Origin of the sequence: Helicobacter didelphidarum (assembly GCF_003364195.1) — a bacterium.
GTDB lineage: Bacteria > Campylobacterota > Campylobacteria > Campylobacterales > Helicobacteraceae > Helicobacter_A > Helicobacter_A didelphidarum.
In genome coordinates this window covers 1-20,414 of record NZ_NXLQ01000003.1, presented here as the reverse complement: position 1 = coordinate 20,414, position 20,414 = coordinate 1, and the positions used below count along the sequence as shown (strand labels likewise).

Annotated in this window: 21 protein-coding genes; 16 read left to right on the top strand and 5 right to left on the bottom strand. The window is 33.2% G+C overall.

Annotation, left to right across the window (positions count from 1 at the left end; genetic code table 11):
• Positions 1–104 precede the first annotated feature (104 nt).
• The 4 genes from CQA53_RS02665 to trxB all read left to right on the top strand — a co-directional run bounded on the left by CQA53_RS02665 (position 105) and on the right by trxB (position 2,755).
• Positions 105–425 carry a hypothetical protein gene (locus CQA53_RS02665; RefSeq protein WP_115542483.1) on the top strand — a complete coding sequence of 107 codons (321 nt, stop codon included), beginning with the start codon at positions 105–107 and terminating at the stop codon, positions 423–425.
• A 14-nt stretch (positions 426–439) separates the two neighbouring features.
• Entirely contained in the window at positions 440–1,222 is a 783-nt protein-coding gene (locus CQA53_RS02660) for a hypothetical protein (RefSeq protein WP_115542482.1), read from the top strand.
• A gap of 254 nt (positions 1,223–1,476) precedes the next feature.
• Complete coding sequence (gene trxA / locus CQA53_RS02655; RefSeq protein ID WP_115542481.1) at positions 1,477–1,797, top strand: thioredoxin; 321 nt, start codon at positions 1,477–1,479, stop codon at positions 1,795–1,797.
• A 4-nt stretch (positions 1,798–1,801) separates the two neighbouring features.
• The gene (gene trxB, locus CQA53_RS02650) at positions 1,802–2,755 is read left to right on the top strand and encodes a thioredoxin-disulfide reductase (protein WP_115542603.1); all 954 of its coding nucleotides are present in this window, start codon (positions 1,802–1,804) and stop codon (positions 2,753–2,755) included.
• A gap of 91 nt (positions 2,756–2,846) precedes the next feature.
• On the opposite strand, the gene rseP is transcribed toward trxB, so the two are convergent.
• The gene (gene rseP / locus CQA53_RS02645; RefSeq protein WP_115542480.1) at positions 2,847–4,067 is read right to left on the bottom strand and encodes an RIP metalloprotease RseP; all 1,221 of its coding nucleotides are present in this window, start codon (positions 4,065–4,067) and stop codon (positions 2,847–2,849) included.
• Positions 4,067–4,609, bottom strand: a complete 543-nt coding sequence (gene pgsA, locus CQA53_RS02640) for a CDP-diacylglycerol--glycerol-3-phosphate 3-phosphatidyltransferase (RefSeq protein WP_115542479.1) — start codon at positions 4,607–4,609, stop codon at positions 4,067–4,069. The genes rseP and pgsA overlap by 1 nt, the downstream gene beginning before the upstream one ends.
• A gap of 422 nt (positions 4,610–5,031) precedes the next feature.
• Between pgsA and arsR the strand changes: the two genes are divergently transcribed.
• From arsR to CQA53_RS02625, 3 genes are all read left to right on the top strand, one after another.
• On the top strand, positions 5,032–5,712 hold the full coding sequence (arsR, locus tag CQA53_RS02635) for an acid response regulator transcription factor ArsR (RefSeq protein ID WP_115542478.1): 681 nt from the start codon (positions 5,032–5,034) through the stop codon (positions 5,710–5,712).
• A 144-nt stretch (positions 5,713–5,856) separates the two neighbouring features.
• On the top strand, positions 5,857–6,645 hold the full coding sequence (locus CQA53_RS02630; protein ID WP_115542477.1) for a hypothetical protein: 789 nt from the start codon (positions 5,857–5,859) through the stop codon (positions 6,643–6,645).
• Positions 6,646–6,875: 230 nt separating this feature from the next.
• Entirely contained in the window at positions 6,876–7,973 is a 1,098-nt protein-coding gene (locus CQA53_RS02625) for an NAD(P)-dependent alcohol dehydrogenase (RefSeq protein ID WP_115542476.1), read from the top strand.
• A gap of 264 nt (positions 7,974–8,237) precedes the next feature.
• On the opposite strand, the gene murI is transcribed toward CQA53_RS02625, so the two are convergent.
• The 3 genes from murI to hisS all read right to left on the bottom strand — a co-directional run bounded on the left by murI (position 8,238) and on the right by hisS (position 11,106).
• Positions 8,238–9,026: a glutamate racemase gene (murI, locus tag CQA53_RS02620; protein ID WP_115542475.1), complete on the bottom strand. Its 789-nt coding sequence runs from the start codon at positions 9,024–9,026 to the stop codon at positions 8,238–8,240.
• 147 nt (positions 9,027–9,173) lie between these two features.
• Positions 9,174–9,629, bottom strand: coding sequence for a DMT family transporter (locus CQA53_RS02615; protein WP_115542474.1), 456 nt, complete (start codon positions 9,627–9,629; stop codon positions 9,174–9,176).
• A gap of 160 nt (positions 9,630–9,789) precedes the next feature.
• On the bottom strand, positions 9,790–11,106 hold the full coding sequence (hisS, locus tag CQA53_RS02610) for a histidine--tRNA ligase (protein WP_181882337.1): 1,317 nt from the start codon (positions 11,104–11,106) through the stop codon (positions 9,790–9,792).
• Between the two features lie 450 nt (positions 11,107–11,556).
• Between hisS and CQA53_RS02605 the strand changes: the two genes are divergently transcribed.
• The 9 genes from CQA53_RS02605 to CQA53_RS02565 all read left to right on the top strand — a co-directional run.
• Positions 11,557–12,435 (top strand): DNA-processing protein DprA, encoded by an 879-nt coding sequence (locus tag CQA53_RS02605; protein WP_115542472.1) that lies wholly within the window; start codon positions 11,557–11,559, stop codon positions 12,433–12,435.
• A 61-nt stretch (positions 12,436–12,496) separates the two neighbouring features.
• Positions 12,497–13,243 (top strand): class I SAM-dependent methyltransferase, encoded by a 747-nt coding sequence (locus CQA53_RS02600; protein ID WP_115542471.1) that lies wholly within the window; start codon positions 12,497–12,499, stop codon positions 13,241–13,243.
• 72 nt (positions 13,244–13,315) lie between these two features.
• Entirely contained in the window at positions 13,316–14,467 is a 1,152-nt protein-coding gene (locus CQA53_RS02595) for a toxin-antitoxin system YwqK family antitoxin (RefSeq protein ID WP_115542470.1), read from the top strand.
• A 32-nt stretch (positions 14,468–14,499) separates the two neighbouring features.
• Complete coding sequence (locus CQA53_RS02590; RefSeq protein WP_181882330.1) at positions 14,500–14,955, top strand: toxin-antitoxin system YwqK family antitoxin; 456 nt, start codon at positions 14,500–14,502, stop codon at positions 14,953–14,955.
• Positions 14,956–14,990: 35 nt separating this feature from the next.
• Positions 14,991–15,848 (top strand): toxin-antitoxin system YwqK family antitoxin, encoded by an 858-nt coding sequence (locus CQA53_RS02585; RefSeq protein WP_245945591.1) that lies wholly within the window; start codon positions 14,991–14,993, stop codon positions 15,846–15,848.
• A gap of 47 nt (positions 15,849–15,895) precedes the next feature.
• Positions 15,896–17,347, top strand: coding sequence for a toxin-antitoxin system YwqK family antitoxin (locus CQA53_RS02580; RefSeq protein ID WP_115542468.1), 1,452 nt, complete (start codon positions 15,896–15,898; stop codon positions 17,345–17,347).
• Positions 17,348–17,394: 47 nt separating this feature from the next.
• Complete coding sequence (locus tag CQA53_RS02575) at positions 17,395–18,774, top strand: toxin-antitoxin system YwqK family antitoxin (protein ID WP_115542467.1); 1,380 nt, start codon at positions 17,395–17,397, stop codon at positions 18,772–18,774.
• 9 nt (positions 18,775–18,783) lie between these two features.
• Positions 18,784–19,809 carry a toxin-antitoxin system YwqK family antitoxin gene (locus CQA53_RS02570; protein WP_245945589.1) on the top strand — a complete coding sequence of 342 codons (1,026 nt, stop codon included), beginning with the start codon at positions 18,784–18,786 and terminating at the stop codon, positions 19,807–19,809.
• Positions 19,810–19,844: 35 nt separating this feature from the next.
• A partial coding sequence (locus CQA53_RS02565; protein ID WP_147289988.1) for a toxin-antitoxin system YwqK family antitoxin occupies positions 19,845–20,414 on the top strand: 570 nt, incomplete at its 3' end.

Genomic DNA, 20,414 nt, shown 5'->3' with positions numbered 1-20,414 from the left:
TAGTATATTTAATACTTTCTTTTTAAGAATACATTAAGTTTTAAGTTAGTATAATCTAAGTTAGTAGAGTTAAATATTTTTTACTTTACAAGGAGAAAAGTTCTATGAAAAGGCTTTTTAGTATTTTTGTGTTAGCTTTAACACTTGGTATGAGTTCATTATCAGCAAATGCTCAAGTAGCACAAGTGCAAACTTCACACACACAATTTCAACAATCTGATGCAGATTTCTTATTTGGTAAAGAGAATGTGAATGTTGCTATGCTTTCTCAAGGAGAAATGGAAGAGACTAAAGGTAAGTTTTTCATATCTTTTCTTATTGGCTTAGCAATAGGAGTAGCACTTGGTTTAGTTAGTTGGGGTATAGAGTGTGGCACAGGTGGTGCATGCGATGAAGGTAAGGTTGAATGGTCTGTGGATTTTTAATGAGGTAAATTCTTATGCTATTGAGAATCTATTTTTTTTTATTATTTATTTTGACCAATATCACTTATGCTTATCGTTGCTATGAAAGTCGTTGCGATGATTTACGCTTTGGTGTTGGGATGTATTATAGTAATTTTAATAGTATAAATACACCTAATTATAGCAATATTGGTGGTATTTTAACGGGTTATGCAGGAGGTTATTGGAGCAATAGGCTATATGCAGGTGTGGATTTATATGGTGGTTTGGGTAATTCTACTATACAAGGGAATTTTATTGGTAATGCAGATGTAATATCTAACAGACTGCATTTCTTTTATAATGCTACACTCCATATTGGTGTCAATGCGAATACAATGAAAAATCCTTTGTTTATCTCACTTGATATGCCTGCAGAACGGCAAGATTTTTATGGTAATAGAGAACAGAGACTGCGACATATATCAGTATATTTAGGTGGTAGCATACTTGGTAGATATGCTCTACGAGAGGATATAGATTTAGAATATCAAATAGGATATGCCCATACGATATTTACACGTTTTGCAAGCTTTTATTTTAATGATTTAGTTTTTTTTAATGGCTACCGCATTGATATGGGACTTGGTGTGATTATGCGTAGAGATTATGATGGTGTTTATGAGAAGAGGCGTAAAAAGCCAGATTTTTATGCAAAGATACGAGGTAGCTATTATCAAGCAGATCCATTAGAAAAAGGTGGTATTACATATCATATCATGGATAAAAGCTTTATGCTTATGTTTGAATTTGGTATAGGGCTTGATGCTACTTATTAACAAAGTAAAGGCAACAGAATCTGTGGTTTTTTATTTTTTTGTATTTTGTTGCAAAGCTGAAATTAAAAATGAATGTTTGTATATCATAGTTTAAATATAATATTGTAAAAATCTTAATTGTCAAAATTAGGATATATTAAAGTATAAAAATTATCTAATGATATATACTATTGTTTGATTTAGAAATTATTAACTGAAATCTTGTTATAATTATAGCCATAACTATATATTTTCAAAATTTAAGGAGACATAGTATGGCAAATTATATTGAGTTAAATAAATCAAATTTTCAAGAAGTTACACAGACGGGTGTTGCACTCGTAGATTTTTGGGCACCTTGGTGTGGTCCATGTAAAATGTTATCACCTGTAATCGATGAATTAGCAAAAGAATATGAAGGAAGTGCAAAAATCTGTAAAGTAAATACAGACGAAGAAGAGGAATTAAGCACAAGTTTTGGAATCCGTAGTATTCCTACAATCATATTTATGAAAGATGGTCAGCCTAAAGAGACATTAATTGGTGCACAATCAAAAGCTGTATTGCAAGAAAAGCTAAATGCTTTGTTGGGCTAAGAATATGATAGATTTAGCAATTATTGGTGGCGGTCCTGCTGGACTATCCGCTGGTTTGTATGCTACCAGAGGTGGCATTAAAAATGTTGTATTATTTGAAAAAGGTGCACCGGGTGGGCAAATCACAGGAAGTAGTGAAATTGAAAATTATCCCGGTGTAGCTGAAGTAAAATCTGGAATTGATTTTATGGAACCATGGCAGGAACAATGTTTTCGTTTTGGACTTAAGCATACGATGGCAGAAGTTATCCGAATTGAAAAGCATGGTGATGTATTCCGTATTGTTTTCGATGAAGGGAAGGGTGAAACAACACAAGAAGCAAAAGCTGTTATCATTGCAACGGGTGGTCGCCCTAAAAAATCTAATATTAAGGGTGAACAAGAATTTTGGGGCAAAGGTGTAAGCACTTGTGCGACTTGTGATGCGTTTTTCTATAAAAAGAAAGAGGTGGCTGTGCTTGGTGGTGGTGATACAGCGTTAGAAGAAGCAATATATCTTACAAAATTTGCTTCAAAGGTTCATCTTATTCATAGAAGAGATGGTTTTCGTGCTGCACCAATTACGGTTGAGCATGCAAAGGCAAACCCACAGATTAACTTTTTAGTTCCCTATGCTGTTGAAGAGATTTGTGGGGATAATGCGGGTGTTACTGGATTAAAAATAAAAAATCTTGAGACAAATGAAATATCAGAATTAAAAGTCCCTGTAATTTTTGAATTTGTTGGGTATGAAGTAAATAATCAAGTATTGCGACAAACAGATGATTCTTATCTCTGTGAAGTCGATAGATATGGTTCAGTAGTTGCAAACTTAAAAATGCATACAAGTGTAAAAGGCTTGTTTGTTGCAGGTGATATTCGTATTGATGCTCCAAAACAAGTCATTTGTGCAGCTGGCGATGGTGCACAAGCAGCACTTGAAGCAATATCATACTTGGAATCTACACATACAGTATAGGTCAAAAACTCTCAATCTTTTATTTGTAAATAAAAGATTGAGATATAAGCTTTTACAATCATCAAACACAGCTCTTAAGCTGTTGAGAATTTTATTTATAATTTTCTGCAATCCTTGTTATATCATTGTAAACCCCAAGCAACATAAGTCCAACGATAAAACTAAATCCCAAAACAACAAGCAAATTCGCAACATTTTGATGAATGGGTTTCTTAGTAATCCATTCGTAAGTTGTAAAAACAATTTGTCCCCCATCAAGTAGGGGTAAGGGCAAAAGATTTAGTATGCCAAGATTCACTGAAATTAAAGCGATAATAAGTAAAAAACTTGTAAAACTTGATTGATATGCCTTTGCACTTATTTCTGCAATGCCAATAACCCCACTGATATTATCAAACCCAATTACTCCAGCAATAAGTTTTTGAAGTCCATCATAAATCATCATAATTGCATTCTTTGTATAATCATAAGACAAAATTAAAGATTCTATAATATTTGGGTAATGAATTTTTGTAAGTGCGGTAATACCTAGCACTTTTTTATTTTCATAAATACTTATAGGGATTTTTATCTCCATTTTCTCGAAAGCATTTGCATTGCTTGTATCGCATTGATACATATGAGAATCATCAGCATATGTTAGTGTTTTATCACATGATGCTTTGAAAGATTCTAATTGTTTGGGACGTAAAAGTATTATTTTTGCAAATTCTTGCTTATGTCTTATATTTCCTATATCTTTATCTTGTAGGGAATCTTGATTTAAAATTTCTCCAATATTTTGAAATGTTTTTACTTCTAAATCATTTATACTGATAATTTTATCATAAGGTTGCAAAAGATTATAGGCAGCAAAATCTTTATTCACAGACCCAATGATAGAATCTTTATTTGCAACATGCACTCCCTGTGTGATAATAAGAATAAGATAAAGTAAAAAGGCTATAAGGAAATTAAAAAATGGACCAGCAAAAAGAATAATTATTCGTTGTAATGGGTGTTTGTCATTTAAGGAATCTCCAATGGATTGAGCATATATAAGATTCTCATTATGCATATCAATAACATTTTTTTTCAAATTTTGATAAGAATCTTGAGGTTGAATTTCTCCCTTGAGTTTTACATATCCACCAAGCGGGATAAGAGAGAGACGATACTCTGTATTATTGTGAGAGAATGAAAAAATCTTAGCTCCAAACCCAAGACTAAAAATTTCTACTCTCACGCCAAACATTCTAGCTACTAAAAAATGTCCTAATTCATGAAAAAAAATAAGAAAAGAAAGTGCAAGAATGGCAGAAATAATCCCCATTATTTTATTGCCTTATAATATTTAAAAGTATAATCAACTCCCGAATAAAGTGTAACAAATACTGCAATCCATAAAAAGAGAGTGCCACCAGGGAAAAAATCAGCAAGTAAGAAAGCAATTGCTAGAATCTGAAAACCTGTTTTATACTTTCCAAGTGAACTTGCAGCAATATTTTGGTGGAAATTGGCTGCAACAACACGAAGTCCTGTGATATAAAATTCGCGTGATAAAATAATAAAAACTGCCCAAGCACTTGCTCTTTCAAGCCACAAAAGCCCAATAAATGCTCCAAGAATAAGCATTTTATCAGCCAGAGGATCAAACACTTCTCCAAATGTGCTACCAAGATTGAATTGTCGAGCAATATAACCATCAAAGAAATCTGTAATTGAGGCTATACAAAAGATTAAACATGCACAATAATTACGCCATGAAATATCTACCCATTTGGGGATAATAGATTCCCAATAAAGTAAGACAATGAGTAATAAAATGGATAAAGCAATGCGCGAAAAAGTTAAAATATTGGGAATATTTTTCATATCAATCCTCATGATCGCTTATTTAGTGTAGCATTATAACAAAAAAGTATGGAAAGAATATGATATTTTAGCATTCTTTGTAGGTGATTATCTGGTTTTTTACAGAAGTGTTGATTTTAGTTCTATAAAAGTGAGATTACAACATAGAACTAAATAAGAAACGGATTTATATTCTTCAATAGTCGTAGGAGTTTATCTATTTATTGAAATCTTCAATTTTACAAAAAATTCTTGTGGGTTTAATTATAATATTGGTTATACATGGAAAACCAGAATATAACATATCATTCTTCATTTATATAGTGAAATATAAACAGGAATAATAATAGAAAAAATAGAGAAAAAGTTTTATAGTTGCTGTTTTAAGGTATTTTTTAGATATTATACTATAAAATGTTGCTTTTATAATGGAGAGGTTTTGTATGCTAGAGATTCTAATGATAGAAGATGATGTTGAATTAGCAGAAGTTTTAAGTGATTATCTGAAGGAGCATGATATTAATGTAACAAATTATGATGAGCCATATACAGGCATGTCAGCTTTAGCAACAAAGCATTTTGATTTATTGTTGCTTGATCTTACATTGCCTAATCTTGATGGTTTAGAAGTTTGTAAAAAAGTAGCAAAACAAAAAAATATACCAATTATTATATCATCAGCGAGAAGTGATATTAACGATAAGGTAAAAGCACTTGATAATGGTGCAGATGACTATATCCCTAAACCATATGATCCAAAAGAGTTGGTGGCACGTATTCAGTCTCTATTGCGTCGTTATTCACAAAAACTTGCTGAAGAAAAAACAGCCGACAAGTCAGTTATTTTTCGTATAGATAAAGATACAAGAGAAGTGTATTTTAAAGAAAAGAAGCTTGATCTTACGCGAGCTGAATATGAGATTCTTACTTTACTAATTAGTAAAAAAGGGCATGTTTTTAGTCGCGAAGCAATTGCAATTGAATCGGAATCAATAAATCCAGAGAGTTCCAATAAAAGTATTGATGTTATTATTGGTAGATTGCGTTCAAAAATTGAGGAAAATCCTAAAAATCCACAATATATTATTTCAGTACGCGGTGTTGGTTACAAACTTGAAGCTTGATTATATATAACGAGCATAAGGGTCATATAATAGCCTCATTTATTTGCTATGTTGTTGCTTTTGAACATTATCAATATGGTATGATTTTAGATTCTAAGCTTTGTATTTTATTAAAATGTATGTTGCATTTTCGTAAGGGTTAATATGGTAAGAATTTTATTTTTTTCTATATTTCTCTATACTTTTAATTATAATTTTATTTTTGCATTTGAAACAGCATGTATGCAAAATAGTCAAACATTTCCAATCACAATAAATTTTACAAATCCACACTCCCAATCTCTGGAACAAATACTGAATAAATCTAATTTACAAGTTATTCAAGAAGCTATTGGTATTGAATGGGATTTAAGTTTTTCTACACAGGAAGAAAATAAAATAACCACTTTACCTTTGTTGTATCACCAAACAAATAGTGAAGTGATTCAAAGAGATTTTCTCCTTATAGAAATGCAAAACCAATGTCAAAGCTATATTGCACCAACCAATACAATAGCCACGATTTATGGAAAGAAGTATTTTGAATTGCAAGAAAGAATGATGCAACAAGACAATATAAGCAATACATTGGTTTTAAGAGCAGATTTTGCATTAAATATAAATTGTGAGTTTAATGATGAGAATTGTAAAACCCGCATTATTGTGAATGATCAATTTTTTACTCTTGAATTGCAAAAATCTCTTGAAGATTCTTATGGAACACTCATATATTTTCTTACATTTTATGTGCCAAAAGATTCTCATATAAGTGCAAGAAGCTATGAAAATCAACCATTTTTATGGAGCTATGGTGCAAAATATTGTGATAATTCCAAGAGAGATTTGCAACAATGTAGCGATGAGGTTTTTTATCAAAAACAAAAGAAGCATAAGAGAATCTACATGCAAGAAATTAATGATACATTGCTTACAAGATTGCGTAAAGAATTATAGTAGCAGTATGAATAGATTGGATTTATGATTGGTAAAATGTCTTTGTCTGTATTCTAATATCATAGCAAACATTAGTTGAGGGATTACTTTAGATATTATAGAGATTTTATAAAAAGATTTTTTTACTTTTACATCAAACAATTTTCTATATTTTTTATTTTACCTCTTGACTGATAGTAAGTCTTATCGTGTATAATTCTATCATGATTTTATATGTTAAGGAGTTAACAATGTTATTAAAAAGTAATTTAGATGAGGCGCAAACAGGCAAGCGCATTAGTGCGAAAGGTTATGCCGTTGCAAACAAAGATGATACTTTCAAACCCTTTAGCTTCACGCGTCATGCACTTGGCGAGAATGACATACTCATTGAAATTCTATACGCTGGAATCTGCCATAGCGACATACATTCCGCACGGAGCGAATGGCATGAGGGCATTTATCCTATGGTGCCCGGACATGAAATAGCTGGTAAAGTTGTCGCGGTAGGAAGTAAAGTGAGCAAATTTCAAGTTGGCGACTACGCAGGAGTAGGCTGTATGGTGAATAGCTGTGGCGAATGTGCAGCGTGTAAGGCGAGCAATGAGCAATTCTGCGAAAATGGCAAAATGGTATTGACTTATGACTGCAAAGACTGCTTCCATAATGATGAGCCGACTTTTGGCGGATATAGTAATAATATCGTTGTGAGCGAGAAATTCGCTATCAAAGTCCCCAAAGACGCACCACTTGATAAAGTCGCTCCATTGCTTTGTGCGGGGATTACGACTTATTCGCCACTAAAATTTAGCAAAATCAAAAAGGGTGATAAAGTCGGTGTGGCTGGATTTGGCGGACTTGGCGTGATGGCGTTGAAATACGCGATAAAAATGGGTGCGGAAGTGAGTGTATTCGCGCGCAATGAGAATAAGAAGCAAGAGGCGTTGAGACTTGGTGCAAAGGCACTTTACACGACTGATAAGCTAGATTCTATCAAGGAGCGATTTGACTTTATCATCTCCACTATCCCTACACGATATGACCCGATGAGTTATATTAATCTCCTCAAAAATGGCGGGGAAATGGCGATTGTAGGGCTACCACCAAGTGGCGAGAGTATAGAAACTGATATGACAAGGCTTGTCTTTCAAGCAAATAAAAAAGTGTATGGGAGCTTGATTGGCGGGATTAAAGAGACGCAAGAAATGCTTGATTTCTCACTTGAACATAGAATCTATCCCGAGACAGAGATTATTCGCGCTGATGAAATCAATATGGCGTATGAAAATCTCACAAATGGCAAGGCAAAATTCCGCTATGTGATTGATATGGGGAGCTTAGAATCTTAAAAATTAAAGAGATATATTTATATTCTTTTGTTGTGGTATTCAATGAGGAAAACGTATAAAATTTTGAATGTATTATCAAAAATAACTGAATAGATTTAACATGGCACTTAATTGCATCAAATAAAGGCAATAGGATTATGGGGGCAAGAATACCCTATAACACAATAATTTTCTAGTGTTAAAAGATTATATCAAACAAGAAATAAGGGACTCTATTAAGATTAAGGTGGGTTTTTTAGAGACTAGATTCTAATCACACGAATTTTACTTGCTATAATAGCTGTCATTTTTAAGCCAATTTCTTGCAGTTTGTTTTAATTTATTAATATTATCACTTGCAAAAAATTCTATATCACTTTTTGTTGTGTTGTGTGTTTTTTGTAGAATCTTATTGTGATAATGCTGTTGTAAAAAGTTTGCAATTGCTTCTCCAGAATGAATAAAAAGTGTATCACTTCCAAAGAATCTTTGCAGAGATTCTAAAAGCAAAGGGAAATGTGTACAACCTAAAATTACTGCACTTGGTTTGAGTGTTGGCGGAAAATAATAACGGAAAGTAGCTTCAACAACTTCACCATCAAAGATATTTTCTTCTACCAAACTTACAAAAAGATTTGTGGGAATATTAACAACATTTGTATAACCTAATTCACGCAAACTTGTATCATAAACACCAGATTTTATGGTGGCTTCTGTTCCAAGCACTAATATTTGTTTTTCATAGCTAATATTACGTTGTCGTAATGCTTGCACACCAGATTCGATGACTCCAACGATAGGAATATGTGAACATTCACGCATTGCTTTGAGTGCGTGGGCTGAAGCAGTATTACATGCAACAATCAATAAATCTGGATTAAAATGTTTAAAAAATTCTAATGCTTCAAGCGAAAAACGAATAATTGTTTCTTGATCTTTATTTCCATAAGGGACACGGGCAGTATCGCCATAATAAATTATTTTCTCAAAGCCTATTTCCTCAATTAAGCTTTTTAACACGGTTAATCCACCAACACCACTATCAAAAATTCCTATTTTAGTAATTCTATTCATCAAATATCCAATCTTTTGTTGTTTTTATTTATTTTTTAGATCTATCTCAAAACAGAGATTTGTAATGAGATTTTCTATCTTGGGTTTGTAGGCCAAGCATCATTTTAGCTATGGCGATTTTTTATTCCACCACTATATTTATAGAATCTATTTTACTATTTCTCGTGAGAAAAATAGTAAAAGCCCTGCGAACACAACGCAAATTCCTGAGACTTTCTCCCACGAAATGGGTCTCACACTCAGACTAAAGGCACCCATATTATCAAGTAGCATACTCATAATCAGTTGTCCAAATAGCACAACCAAAAACATACTTGTAAGTCCTATTTTTGGGGAAAGAAATATCGTGCCAAATACAAAAAATGCACCCAAGACACCACCTAGAAATTTCCACCATGTTTGTGTTGTCAATGCCTTAAAAAGACTCGCATGAAACAATCCATTATAATAAGCAAGTATTGCAAGACATATTGTGCCAATAAAAAATGAAATGAGTGCCGCAATAATAGGTGAACTCTGCAAATCTCTCCCGAGTGCTGAATTTATTGGGGCTTGTAACGCCACTGCTAATCCCATAATCAAGGCTAATATATAATATATCATTTTTATCCCTCCTTAGATTCTGTAAGTAATTTTCTTCTGTTTTCATATTACATAAAGATAGATTGAGAAATGTTTTGCCTTTATATTTTATCATTAAGTTAGTAAGGAGATTCTCATTTTATATACAATATTAAATCCTTACTATAATATTTTTTAAATTCTAGGATTCCTTAATAATTTGTAAAGCACGCAATATACTAACACTTTCAAGTTGCATGCCCGAAGACATACTTTTTACGGTAAGTGTTTTGGTCCTAAATTCATCTTCGCCAATAATAATGCTAAATTCATGCCCTTTTGCATTTGCATATCCTAAAGATTTTTTCATCTTCACAGCATCCGGATATACTTCAACTTTAATTTTGCTTTGCCGTAAAGTTTCTGCAATCTTATGGGCAAAGACAAAATATTCTTTTTGCATTGCAATAATCAATACTCGTGCCATTGTGCCTTTTTGCTCAAGTAAGTCAAGCTCCAGTAAAGCAGCTATCAACCTATCAATTCCGATGCTTGCTCCAACGCCACTTAATCTCTCTGTGCTAAAGCTTTGTGTAAGATTATCATACCTACCACCACTACAAACACTTCCAATATTTTTGAGGCGATTGAGTGTTGTCTCATACACAATCCCTGTATAATACCCAAGTCCTCGAGCAATGGAAAAATTGATTCTAAAAATTGAAATATCAGTTTCCAATCCATCTAAAATATGTAACATAGATTCTAAATCATCTAACCCTTTTTTTAGTGTTTGATTATATGATTTCAAATAGCTTATTTCTTTAAAAAATTCACTATAATGTGCAGTTTGCTTCATTGTGATAATTGTGCAAATCTCATCAACTGCTTCTTTATTTATACAAAGTTCTTTTTCTAATTCATTTTTTACCGAATCTAATCCAATTTTGTCTAACTTATCAATAATGCGTAAGCCAGATTCAATTTTGTCTTGAATCTTGAAATATTCAAAAATGCCATTTAAAACATCTCGGTGATTTAACCAAATTGTAAATTCTTGTAAATTAAGTGCATGTAAGGAATTACAAATTACTTGCAAAGTTTCTGCATCACAACTCAAGGAATCGCTTCCAATAAAATCAAAATCACATTGGGTAAATTCTCTATATCGCCCTTTTTGCGCCCTTTCTCCTCGAAATACATTACCAATAACATAACGTTTAAAGGGCATTTCTAATTCATGTCTATGTTGTGAAATAAAACGTGCTAAGGGTACAGTTTGATCAAATCGTAAGGCAACATCGCGATTACCATGATCCTTAAAACGATAAAGTTCTTTTTGAATCTCGTCGCTACCTTGTTTTATCAATATATCAGCATATTCTATATGTGGCGTTTCAATTGGCATAAAGCCATAGCTTAAAAAAACTTCGCTTACTATGGACAGAATACTTGCTTTTGCATAAGCCTCTTTTGGTAATCTGTCTTTAAATCCACTTAAAGTGCGTGGTTCTATCAGTGTTTTACTCATATTATTTCCACCTTTAGCTATATTTGGATTTTTCTAATTCCGATAAAAGAAAAAGAATGCTTTTTAATAATTTACATTATGCAGAGATTCTCTATTTTTCTACATATTACAGAAATAAGCAAAATTATATAATAAACTCATAAAGATTTAGTTTTGTTGTTTTTAATAAACTAGAGTTTTATTTTCTTGCAAGAAAATGGAATATTGCAATAATCCATAAAACTTAGATAGAATTTTAATTTCATACTTACAGAATCTTTTTGTATTATTATAAATAAAGCATGTTATACTTAAATTCTTTCTTTTTGAAATCAAAGAAAATTCTGCAAAGATAATATATTAGGAAACAAGCAAGATGAACAAGTAGTAATAAAGTAGATAAAGATTCACAGATCTCTAATCTCATTTTTTAATGTTTAAGTATTTTTAGGATATTTCATGTCAAATGATGCAACTTTTCTTACTCCTGATATATTGCAACAATATGTATCAGAATCTACACTCCAAACTTTGCAAAATATCCGAACAATTGCAAAAGAAGCAAAGCTTTCTAGTAAGCATTTATATAAAGATTTTCAAGGTATTTTTGCACAAGGGAATCTTGATTTATTAAAGCAACCAAAAGTTGCCATTGTTGGTACACGTACACCCAATCAATATACGAAGTATTATAGCTCATACCTTGCCACAGAACTTGTATCTATGGGGTGTGTAATTGTAAGTGGTGGGGCAATTGGCGTAGATAGTGTGGCACATCAAAATAGTAAAGAAAAAAGTATTGTTGTGTTACCTTCAGGTGTTAATATGAATTATCCAAAAGAAAGTGCAAAGATTCTAGACTTTATTCGCACAAATGGACTTGTTTTAAGTGAGTATGAATATGATTTTATGCCACGAAAGCATAGCTTCTTAGAACGAAATCGCATTATTATCGCATTAAGCGATATAGTTATTATCCCGCAAGCCGATATACGAAGTGGTTCAAGCTCATCGGCAAATCTTAGTGTTGCATTGGGAAAACCTTTATTTGTCCTGCCACATAGATTAAATGAGAGTCTAGGCACACAGGAATTACTTGATAAAAATCATGCGAGATGTATTTATAATATAGAATCTTTTTTCCAAATAACTCGAGAATATTTTAAATTAGATTCTATGGAGATTGAGCATGATGAATTGATTGAGTTTGCAAAAAATCATGGGAGTTTTGATGTCGCATTAGAGAAATTTGGCGACAAAGTTTTGGAATACGAACTAGAAGGTAAAATAAAAAGAGTAGGGCATTATATTGTACTTTGTTCTTCTGGAATCATTTAAAATGTAAAAATTATAAAAAACTTTTGAATCACAAATAATTTTATAGGACAAACATAATACAATGAATAAACAAAACTATTATGGCAATCTTTGCACACAGATGTATGAGATATTGCACGAAAAAGCCCCGAGTGATGAGCTAGATTTTTATCTTTCTTATGCGAAGAAAAGCGATAAGATTCTAGAGCCATTGTGCGGGAGTGGGCGATTTCTTATTCCTTTTTTGCAAAGAGGATTTGATATTATGGGTATTGATAATTCGTGCGAAATGCTTGAGAGGTTGCGGCAAAAAGCTCCAAATGCCAATGTCATTCACGGCGAAATTATGCACCACACTTTTTATCATCAATTTGATTATATTTTTATCCCTTCAGGTTCGATTTCGCTTTTTACAGATATGAATCTCTGCAAACAGATTCTCTCTCATCTGAAGGGTTTGCTTACTTCGGGCGGGAGGCTTGTCTTTGCAGTAGATACGATTGCTTGTCAGTGTGAAGATGACATAGATTATAAGCCCTCACTTGCTGTAAAGACACAAGAAGGCTATGACTTGATAGCAAAAACCAAAAATTTTTATGATACAACAAGCAAGACACAATTTTCGCCCAGCGTGTATGAACTCTATGATGGTGCGACATTGCTTGAAAGTCAATATATGGACTTTCAAACACATCTCTATGAGCTTGGCGAAATGGAGCAATGCCTCAAAGAAATTGGATTTGACAAAGTTATGATATACTCCTCTTTTGCAAAAGAACAAGCTATCAATAATGAATGCGAAAATTTCATTTATGAATGTCGATTGTGAAAAACTCTTGACACTCATCTCAAGTCGCATTAGGATATGTTTGGCAAATATTTGAGAATCAAGGACTGAAATATGAAAAAACTAGCATTTATAGCATTGTGTGCGATGATAAGCGTGTATTTTATAGGCTGTGGGATAAATAAGGATTCTATCCCTACTCCATCAAGCGAGGATTATAGTCATCTCCCAGAGTGTAAAAATGATGAGGATAGAATTAATGGTTGCCTGTGGATATATAGTGATGAGAGTGAGAAATTTCGAACAGAAACTCCAATAAAAAATGGTGAAGCAAATGGTATAGTTAGGAGTTATCTTTATGGGCATACTCTATGTGAAAGTAAAGTCGTGGATTCTATCCCAGTGAGTGCAACTCTATGCTTTGATATGCGAGGAAATCCCAAAAATGGGGTCGTTAAAGAATACCATGAAAATGGAAATCTTGCCTATGAGGTGGAATTTAAAAATGGTAGGATACAAGGGGTAGAGAGAGCATATCATACAAATGGAAAGCTTAAAGCTAAAATCCCATACAAAAATAGCAAAAGAGATGGAGTAACAAAAATATATAATGAAAATGGGAATCTTAGATGGGAAACTCCATACAAAGATGGTAAAAAAGATGGGGTAGGGAAATGGTATTATGAGAATGGGAATCTTATGTGGGAAACTCCACACAAAGATGGTAAAAAAGATGGGGTAGAGAAATGGTATTATGAGAATGGGAATCTTTGGATAGAAACTCCATACAAAGATGGCATAAAAGATGGCAAAACGAAATGGTATCGCGAAGATGGCTCATTAGATTCTAGCACGCAAGATTCTAGTAATGCAGATTCTAGCCCTACTCCATCAAGCGAGGATTATAGCCATCTCCCAGAGTGCAAAAACAATGAGGATAAAATAAAAGGCTGTGTGGAGCGGAGCTATTATCAAAGCGGGAATCTTAAAGCAGAAACTCCATATAAAAATGATGGGATAGATGGGGTATTTAGATTGTATTGGGAAAATGGCAATCTTAATAGTGAGGCACTATATAGAAACAACAAGATAGTGGGTAAGATAAAGAGGTATCGCGAAGATGGCTCATTGCACTTCAGTCTCACTTTTGAAAACAATAAAATTGTCAGTGGTGTATGTAGTGATGGCAAAGAGATAGATTCTAATTATTTGCGTAGATTTGAAGAAAAAGGGCGTTTGGATATGACCAAGATTGATTGTGATTAAAGGATAATATCTATAAATACAAGGATTGAATGATGAAAAAAATAGCATTTATAATGATATTTGGTGCATTGAGTTTGCAATCTGTGGGTTATACAAGTGGCGTAGTAGTAGATTCTATAAAATCAAGCGGAGATTCTAGCCATTCGCCAGAGTGTAAAAATAATGAGGATAAGATAAAGGGTTGCATGGAGAGAGTCTATTATTCTAATGGGAATCTTTTGAGGGAAATTCCATACAAAGATGGCAAGATAGAGGGTATAAAGAAAGAGTATCATGAAAATGGGAATCTTTTGAGGGAAATTCCATACAAAGATGACAAGAGAGATGGTGTAGAGAAACGCTATGGCGAAGATGGCTCATTGCGTTTTAGTATTACTTTTGAGAATGGTAAGGCTATCAGTGGTAAATGTGGTAATGGCAAGACAATAGATTCTCAAAAACTCAGGGAGCTTTGGAGGCTGGATAAGAGCAGACTTGGCTGTGATTAGAGAGATGATTAAGCTAAATAATTAAGGATTTAAATATGAAAAAACTAGCATTTATAGCATTATATGCGATGATAAGCGTGTATTTTATAGGCTGTGGAGCAAATCTTCCCGAGTGTCAAAATGAAGAGGATAAGATAAAGGGTTGTATGGAGAGAGCCTATTATTTTGATGGGAATCTTAAGCGGGAAACTCCATACAAAAATGGCAAAGAAAATGGTATAGAGAAATGGTATTATGATAATGGGAATCTTAAGCGGGAAACTCCATACAAAAATGGCAAAGAAAATGGTATAGAGAAAGTATATTATGATAATGGGAATCTTGAGTGGGAAACTCCATACAAAGATGACAAGAGAGAGGGTATAGAGAAATTATATTATGAAAATGGGAATCTTTGGAGAGAAGATCCATACAAAGATGGCAAGATAGAGGGTATAGCGAAATTATATCGTGAAAATGGGGAACTTTCAATAGAAACTTCATATAAAGATGGCAAGAAAAATGGTATAGAGAAATACTATGATGAAAATGGCGAAAGAAAAGAGAGCTTGTATAAAGATGATGTATTTATCAGTGAAACACTTTATGATGAATTAGGGAAACTCAAAAATGGTATAGTGAAATGGTATTATGATAATGGGAATCTTTGGAGAGAAATTCCATACAAAAATGGTAAAAAAGATGGGGTAGAGAAATGGTATTATAAAAATGGGAATCTTGAGTGGGAAACTCCATACAAAGATGACAAGAGAGAGGGTATAGAGAAATACTATAACGAAGATGGCCCATTGTTTCTTAGTATCGTGTATGAAAATGGCAAGGCAATAAGTGGTAAAATTAGCGGTGGCAGGATATTGACCGATAAGGAACTCAAATATTATGAGAATCGGTAAGCTGTGCTATGCAGATAATTGATGGAATGATAAAAGGATAAGCAAATATGAAAAAGTTGGCATTTATAGCATTGTGTGCGATGATAAGCGTGTATTTTATAGGCTGTGGAGCAAATCTCCCCGAGTGTCAAAATGAAGAGGATAAGATAAAGGGTTGTATGAAGAGAGGCTATTATTATTCTAATGGGAAGCTTAGGTGGGAAGCTCCATATAAAGATGGCAAGATAGAGGGTATAGAGAAAGAGTATTATGAGAATGGGAATCTTCAGAAAGAAACTCCATACAAAAATGACGAAAAAAATGGTATAGAGAAAAGATATGATGAAAATGGGGAACTTTCAAGAGAAACTTCATATAAAGATGGCAAGAAAAATGGTATAGAGAAAGTATATTATGAAGATGGCGAAAGAAAAGAGAGCTTGTATAAAGATGATGTATTTATCAGTAAAACATTTTATGATAAATCAGGGAAACTCAAAAATGGTGTGTATAGCTATTATGATATGTATAACAAGTATGAAACTCCATATAAAGATGGCAAGATAGAGGGTATAGAGAAAATATATGATAAAAATGGGAATCTTTTGAGGGAAATTCCATACAAAGATAACAAGATAGAGGGTATAGGGAAATACTATGATGAAAATGGGAAACTTAAGTGGGAAGTTTCATATAAAGATGACAAGCAAAATGGTATAAAGAAATACTATGATGAAAATGGGAAACTTGAGTGGGAAGTTTCATATAAAGATGGCAAGAAAAATGGTATAGAGAAAGTATATTATGAAAATGGCGAAAGAAAAGAGAGCTTGTATAAAGATGATGTATTTATCAGTGCAACATTTTATGATAAATCAGGGAAACTCAAAAATGATGCACATAAAATATATCATGAAAATGGGGAACTTTCAATAGAAACTCCATATAAAGATGGCAAGAAAAATGGTATAGAGAAAGAGTATAGTACGCAAGGGAATCTTCGAACAGAAACTCCATACAAAAATAGCAAAAAAGATGGTATAGAGAAAAGCTATTATGAGAATAGGAATCTTTTGAGGGAAACTCCATACAAAGATGACAAGGCAGATGGTATAGAGAAAACATATCATATAAATGGCAAACTTTGGAGAAAAACTCCATACAAAGATGGCAAGATAGAGGGTATAGAGAAAGTATATTATGAGAATGGGAAGCTAGAGCTAGAAACTCCATACAAAAATGGCAAAAAAAATGGTATAGAGAAAGAGTATTATGAGAATGGCAAACTTTGGAGAGAAACTTCATATAAAAATGATAAAAAAGATGGTATAGAGAAAATATATTATTCTAATGGGAATCTTAAGTATGAAACTCCATACAAAGATGGCAAGATAGAGGGCATAAAGAAAGAGTATTATGAAAATGGGAATCTTTTGAGGGAAACTCCATACAAAGATGGCAAGGCAATAGATGACAGGATATTGACTGATGAGGAACTCAAAGATCATGAGAATCAGTAAGCTGTGCTATGCAGATAATTGATGGAATGATAAAAGGATAAGCAAATATGAAAAAACTAGCATTTATAGCATTGTGTGCGATGATAAGCGTGTATTTTGTGGGTTGTGGGATAAATGAGGATTCTATCCCTACTCCATCAAGCGAGGATTATAGTCATCTCCCAGAGTGTAAAAATGATGAGGATAGAATTAATGGTTGCCTATTGATAGCAAGTGATGAGAGTGGGAAATCTCGAACAGAAACTCCAATAAAAAATGGTGAAGCAAATGGTATAGGTAGGAGTTATCTTTATGGGCATACTCTATGTGAAAGTAAAGTCGTGGATTCTATCCCAGTGAGTGCAACTCTATGCTTTGATATGCAAGGAAATCCTAAAAATGGAGTGATGAAAGAATACTATGATAATGGGAATCTTGCCTATGAGGTGGAATCTAAAAATGGTAAGATACAAGGGGTAGAGAGAGCATATCATACAAATGGAAAGCTTAAAGCTAAAATCCCATACAAAAATAGCAAAAGAGATGGAGTAACAAAAATATATAATGAAAATGGGAATCTTAGATGGGAAACTCCATACAAAGATGGCAAAAAAGATGGGGTAGAGAAATGGTATTATGCAAATGGGAATCTTTGGATAGAAACTCCATATAAAGATGGCAAGAGAGAGGGTATAGAAAAAACATATTATGAAAATGGGAATCTTTGGAGAGAAATTCCATACAAAGATGGCAAGAGAGATGGGGTAGAGAAATTTTATCATGAAAATGGGAAACTTTGGAGAGAAACTCCATACAAAGATGACGAAAAAAATGGTATAGAGAAAGGATATGATGAAAATGGGAATCTTTTGAGGGAAACTCCATACAAAGATGACAAGGTAGATGGTATAGAGAAATCATATTATGAAAGTGGCAAACTTTGGATAGAAACTCCATACAAAGATGACGAGAAAAATGGTATAAAGAAAATATATGGTGAAAATGGGAATATTCTCAATGAGATTCCATTCAAAAATGGTAAATTTGATGGTATCGAGAGGCAATATTATGAGAATGGGAAGCTAGAGCTAGAAATGCCATACAAAGATGACGAGAAAAATGGTATAGCGAAAATATATCATATAAATGGCAAACTTTGGAGAAAAACTCCATACAAAGATGGCAAGATAGAGGGTATAAAGAAAGAGTATCATGAAAATGGGAATCTTTTGAGGGAAATTCCATACAAAGATGACAAGAGAGAGGGTATAGAGAAATACTATGGCGAAGATGGCTCATTGCGTTTTAGTATTACTTTTGAGAATGATAAGGCTATCAGTGGCACATGTGGCAATGGCAGAACAATAGGTTCTGAAAAATTGCGTGAGCATGAGGAATTTACAAGGTCCCGCACACTTGAACTTTATTGCGAAAAGCAATTAAATTAAAGGAGTAATATGAAAAAACTAGCATTTATAGCATTGTGTGCGATGATAAGCGTGTATTTTGTGGGTTGTGGAGCAAATCTCCCCGAATGTAAAAATAATGAGGATAAGATAAAGGGTTGTATGGAGAGAGCCTATTATTATAATGGGAATCTTATGTGGGAAATTCCATACAAAGATGACGAAAAAAATGGTATAGAGAAAGAGTATTATTTTAATGGGAATCTTATGTGGGAAACTCCATACAAAAATGGCAAGATAGAGGGTATAGAGAAAGAGTATTATGAAAATGGGAATCTTAGGAGAGAAATTCCATATAAAGATGACGAAAAAAATGGTATAGGGAAATGGTATGATGAAAATGGGAATCTTGAGCGGGAAACTCCATACAAAGATGGCAAGATAGAGGGTATAGAGAAAGGATATGATGAAAATGGGAATCTTCGGAGAGAAACTCCATACAAAGATGACGAAAAAAATGGTATAGAGAAAAGATATTATGAAAATGGGAATCTTTGGAGAGAAACTCCATACAAAGATGGCAAGATAGAGGGTATAGAGAAATTATATGGTAAAAATGGGAAACTTAAGTGGGAAATTCCATACAAAGATGACAAGAAAAATGGTATAACGAAAGAGCATTATGAAAATGGCGAAAGAAAAGAGAGCTTGTATAAAGATGATGCATTTATCAGTAGAACATTTTATGATAAATCAGGGAAACTCAAAAATGGTATAGTGAAATCATATTATGAAAGTCGCAAACTTTGGAGAGAAACTTCATACAAAGATGGCAAAAAAAATGGTATAGAGAAAGAGTATTATGATAATGGACGGCTTGAAGGTGAATTTCCATATAAAAATCACGAAGCAGATGGTATGTGGAAATGGTATCACAAAGATGGCTCATTGCGTTTTAGTATTACTTTTGAGAATGGTAAGGCTATCAGTGGCACATGTAGCAATGGCAAAGAGATAGATGCTCAAAAACTAAGCGAGTTTAATGGGCGGGATATAAGCGTGCTTGGGTGTGATTAGAGAGATGATTAAGCTAAATAATTAAGGATTTAAATATGAAAAAACTAGCATTTATAGCATTATATGCGATGATAAGCTTAAATGGGGCGGCTTTTGCAGATTCTACAAACATAGAATCTAATCTTCCCGAGTGCAAGACTAATGAGGATAGAATCAAAGGCTGTGCGGAACGAGAATATTATGCAAATGGCAATCTTTCTATTGAAATACCATTTAAAGATAGTATGTTGGAAGGCACAAAGAAAATATATGGCAAAAATGGGAATATTCTCAATGAGATTTCATTCAAAAATGGTAAATTTGATGGTATCGAGAGGCAATATTATGAGAATGGGAAGCTAGAGCTAGAAATACCACATAAAGATGGCGAGATACACGGCGTAGCTAAAACATATCACGAAAATGGGAGGCTTAGAGAAGAAATGCCACATAAGAATGATAGCTTAGATGGTGTAGTGAAATGGTATTATGATAATGGACGGCTTGAAGGTGAATTTCCATATAAAAATCACGAAGCAGATGGTATGTGGAAATGGTATCACAAAGATGGCTCATTGCGTTTTAGTATTACTTTTGAGAATGGTAAGGCTATCAGTGGCACATGT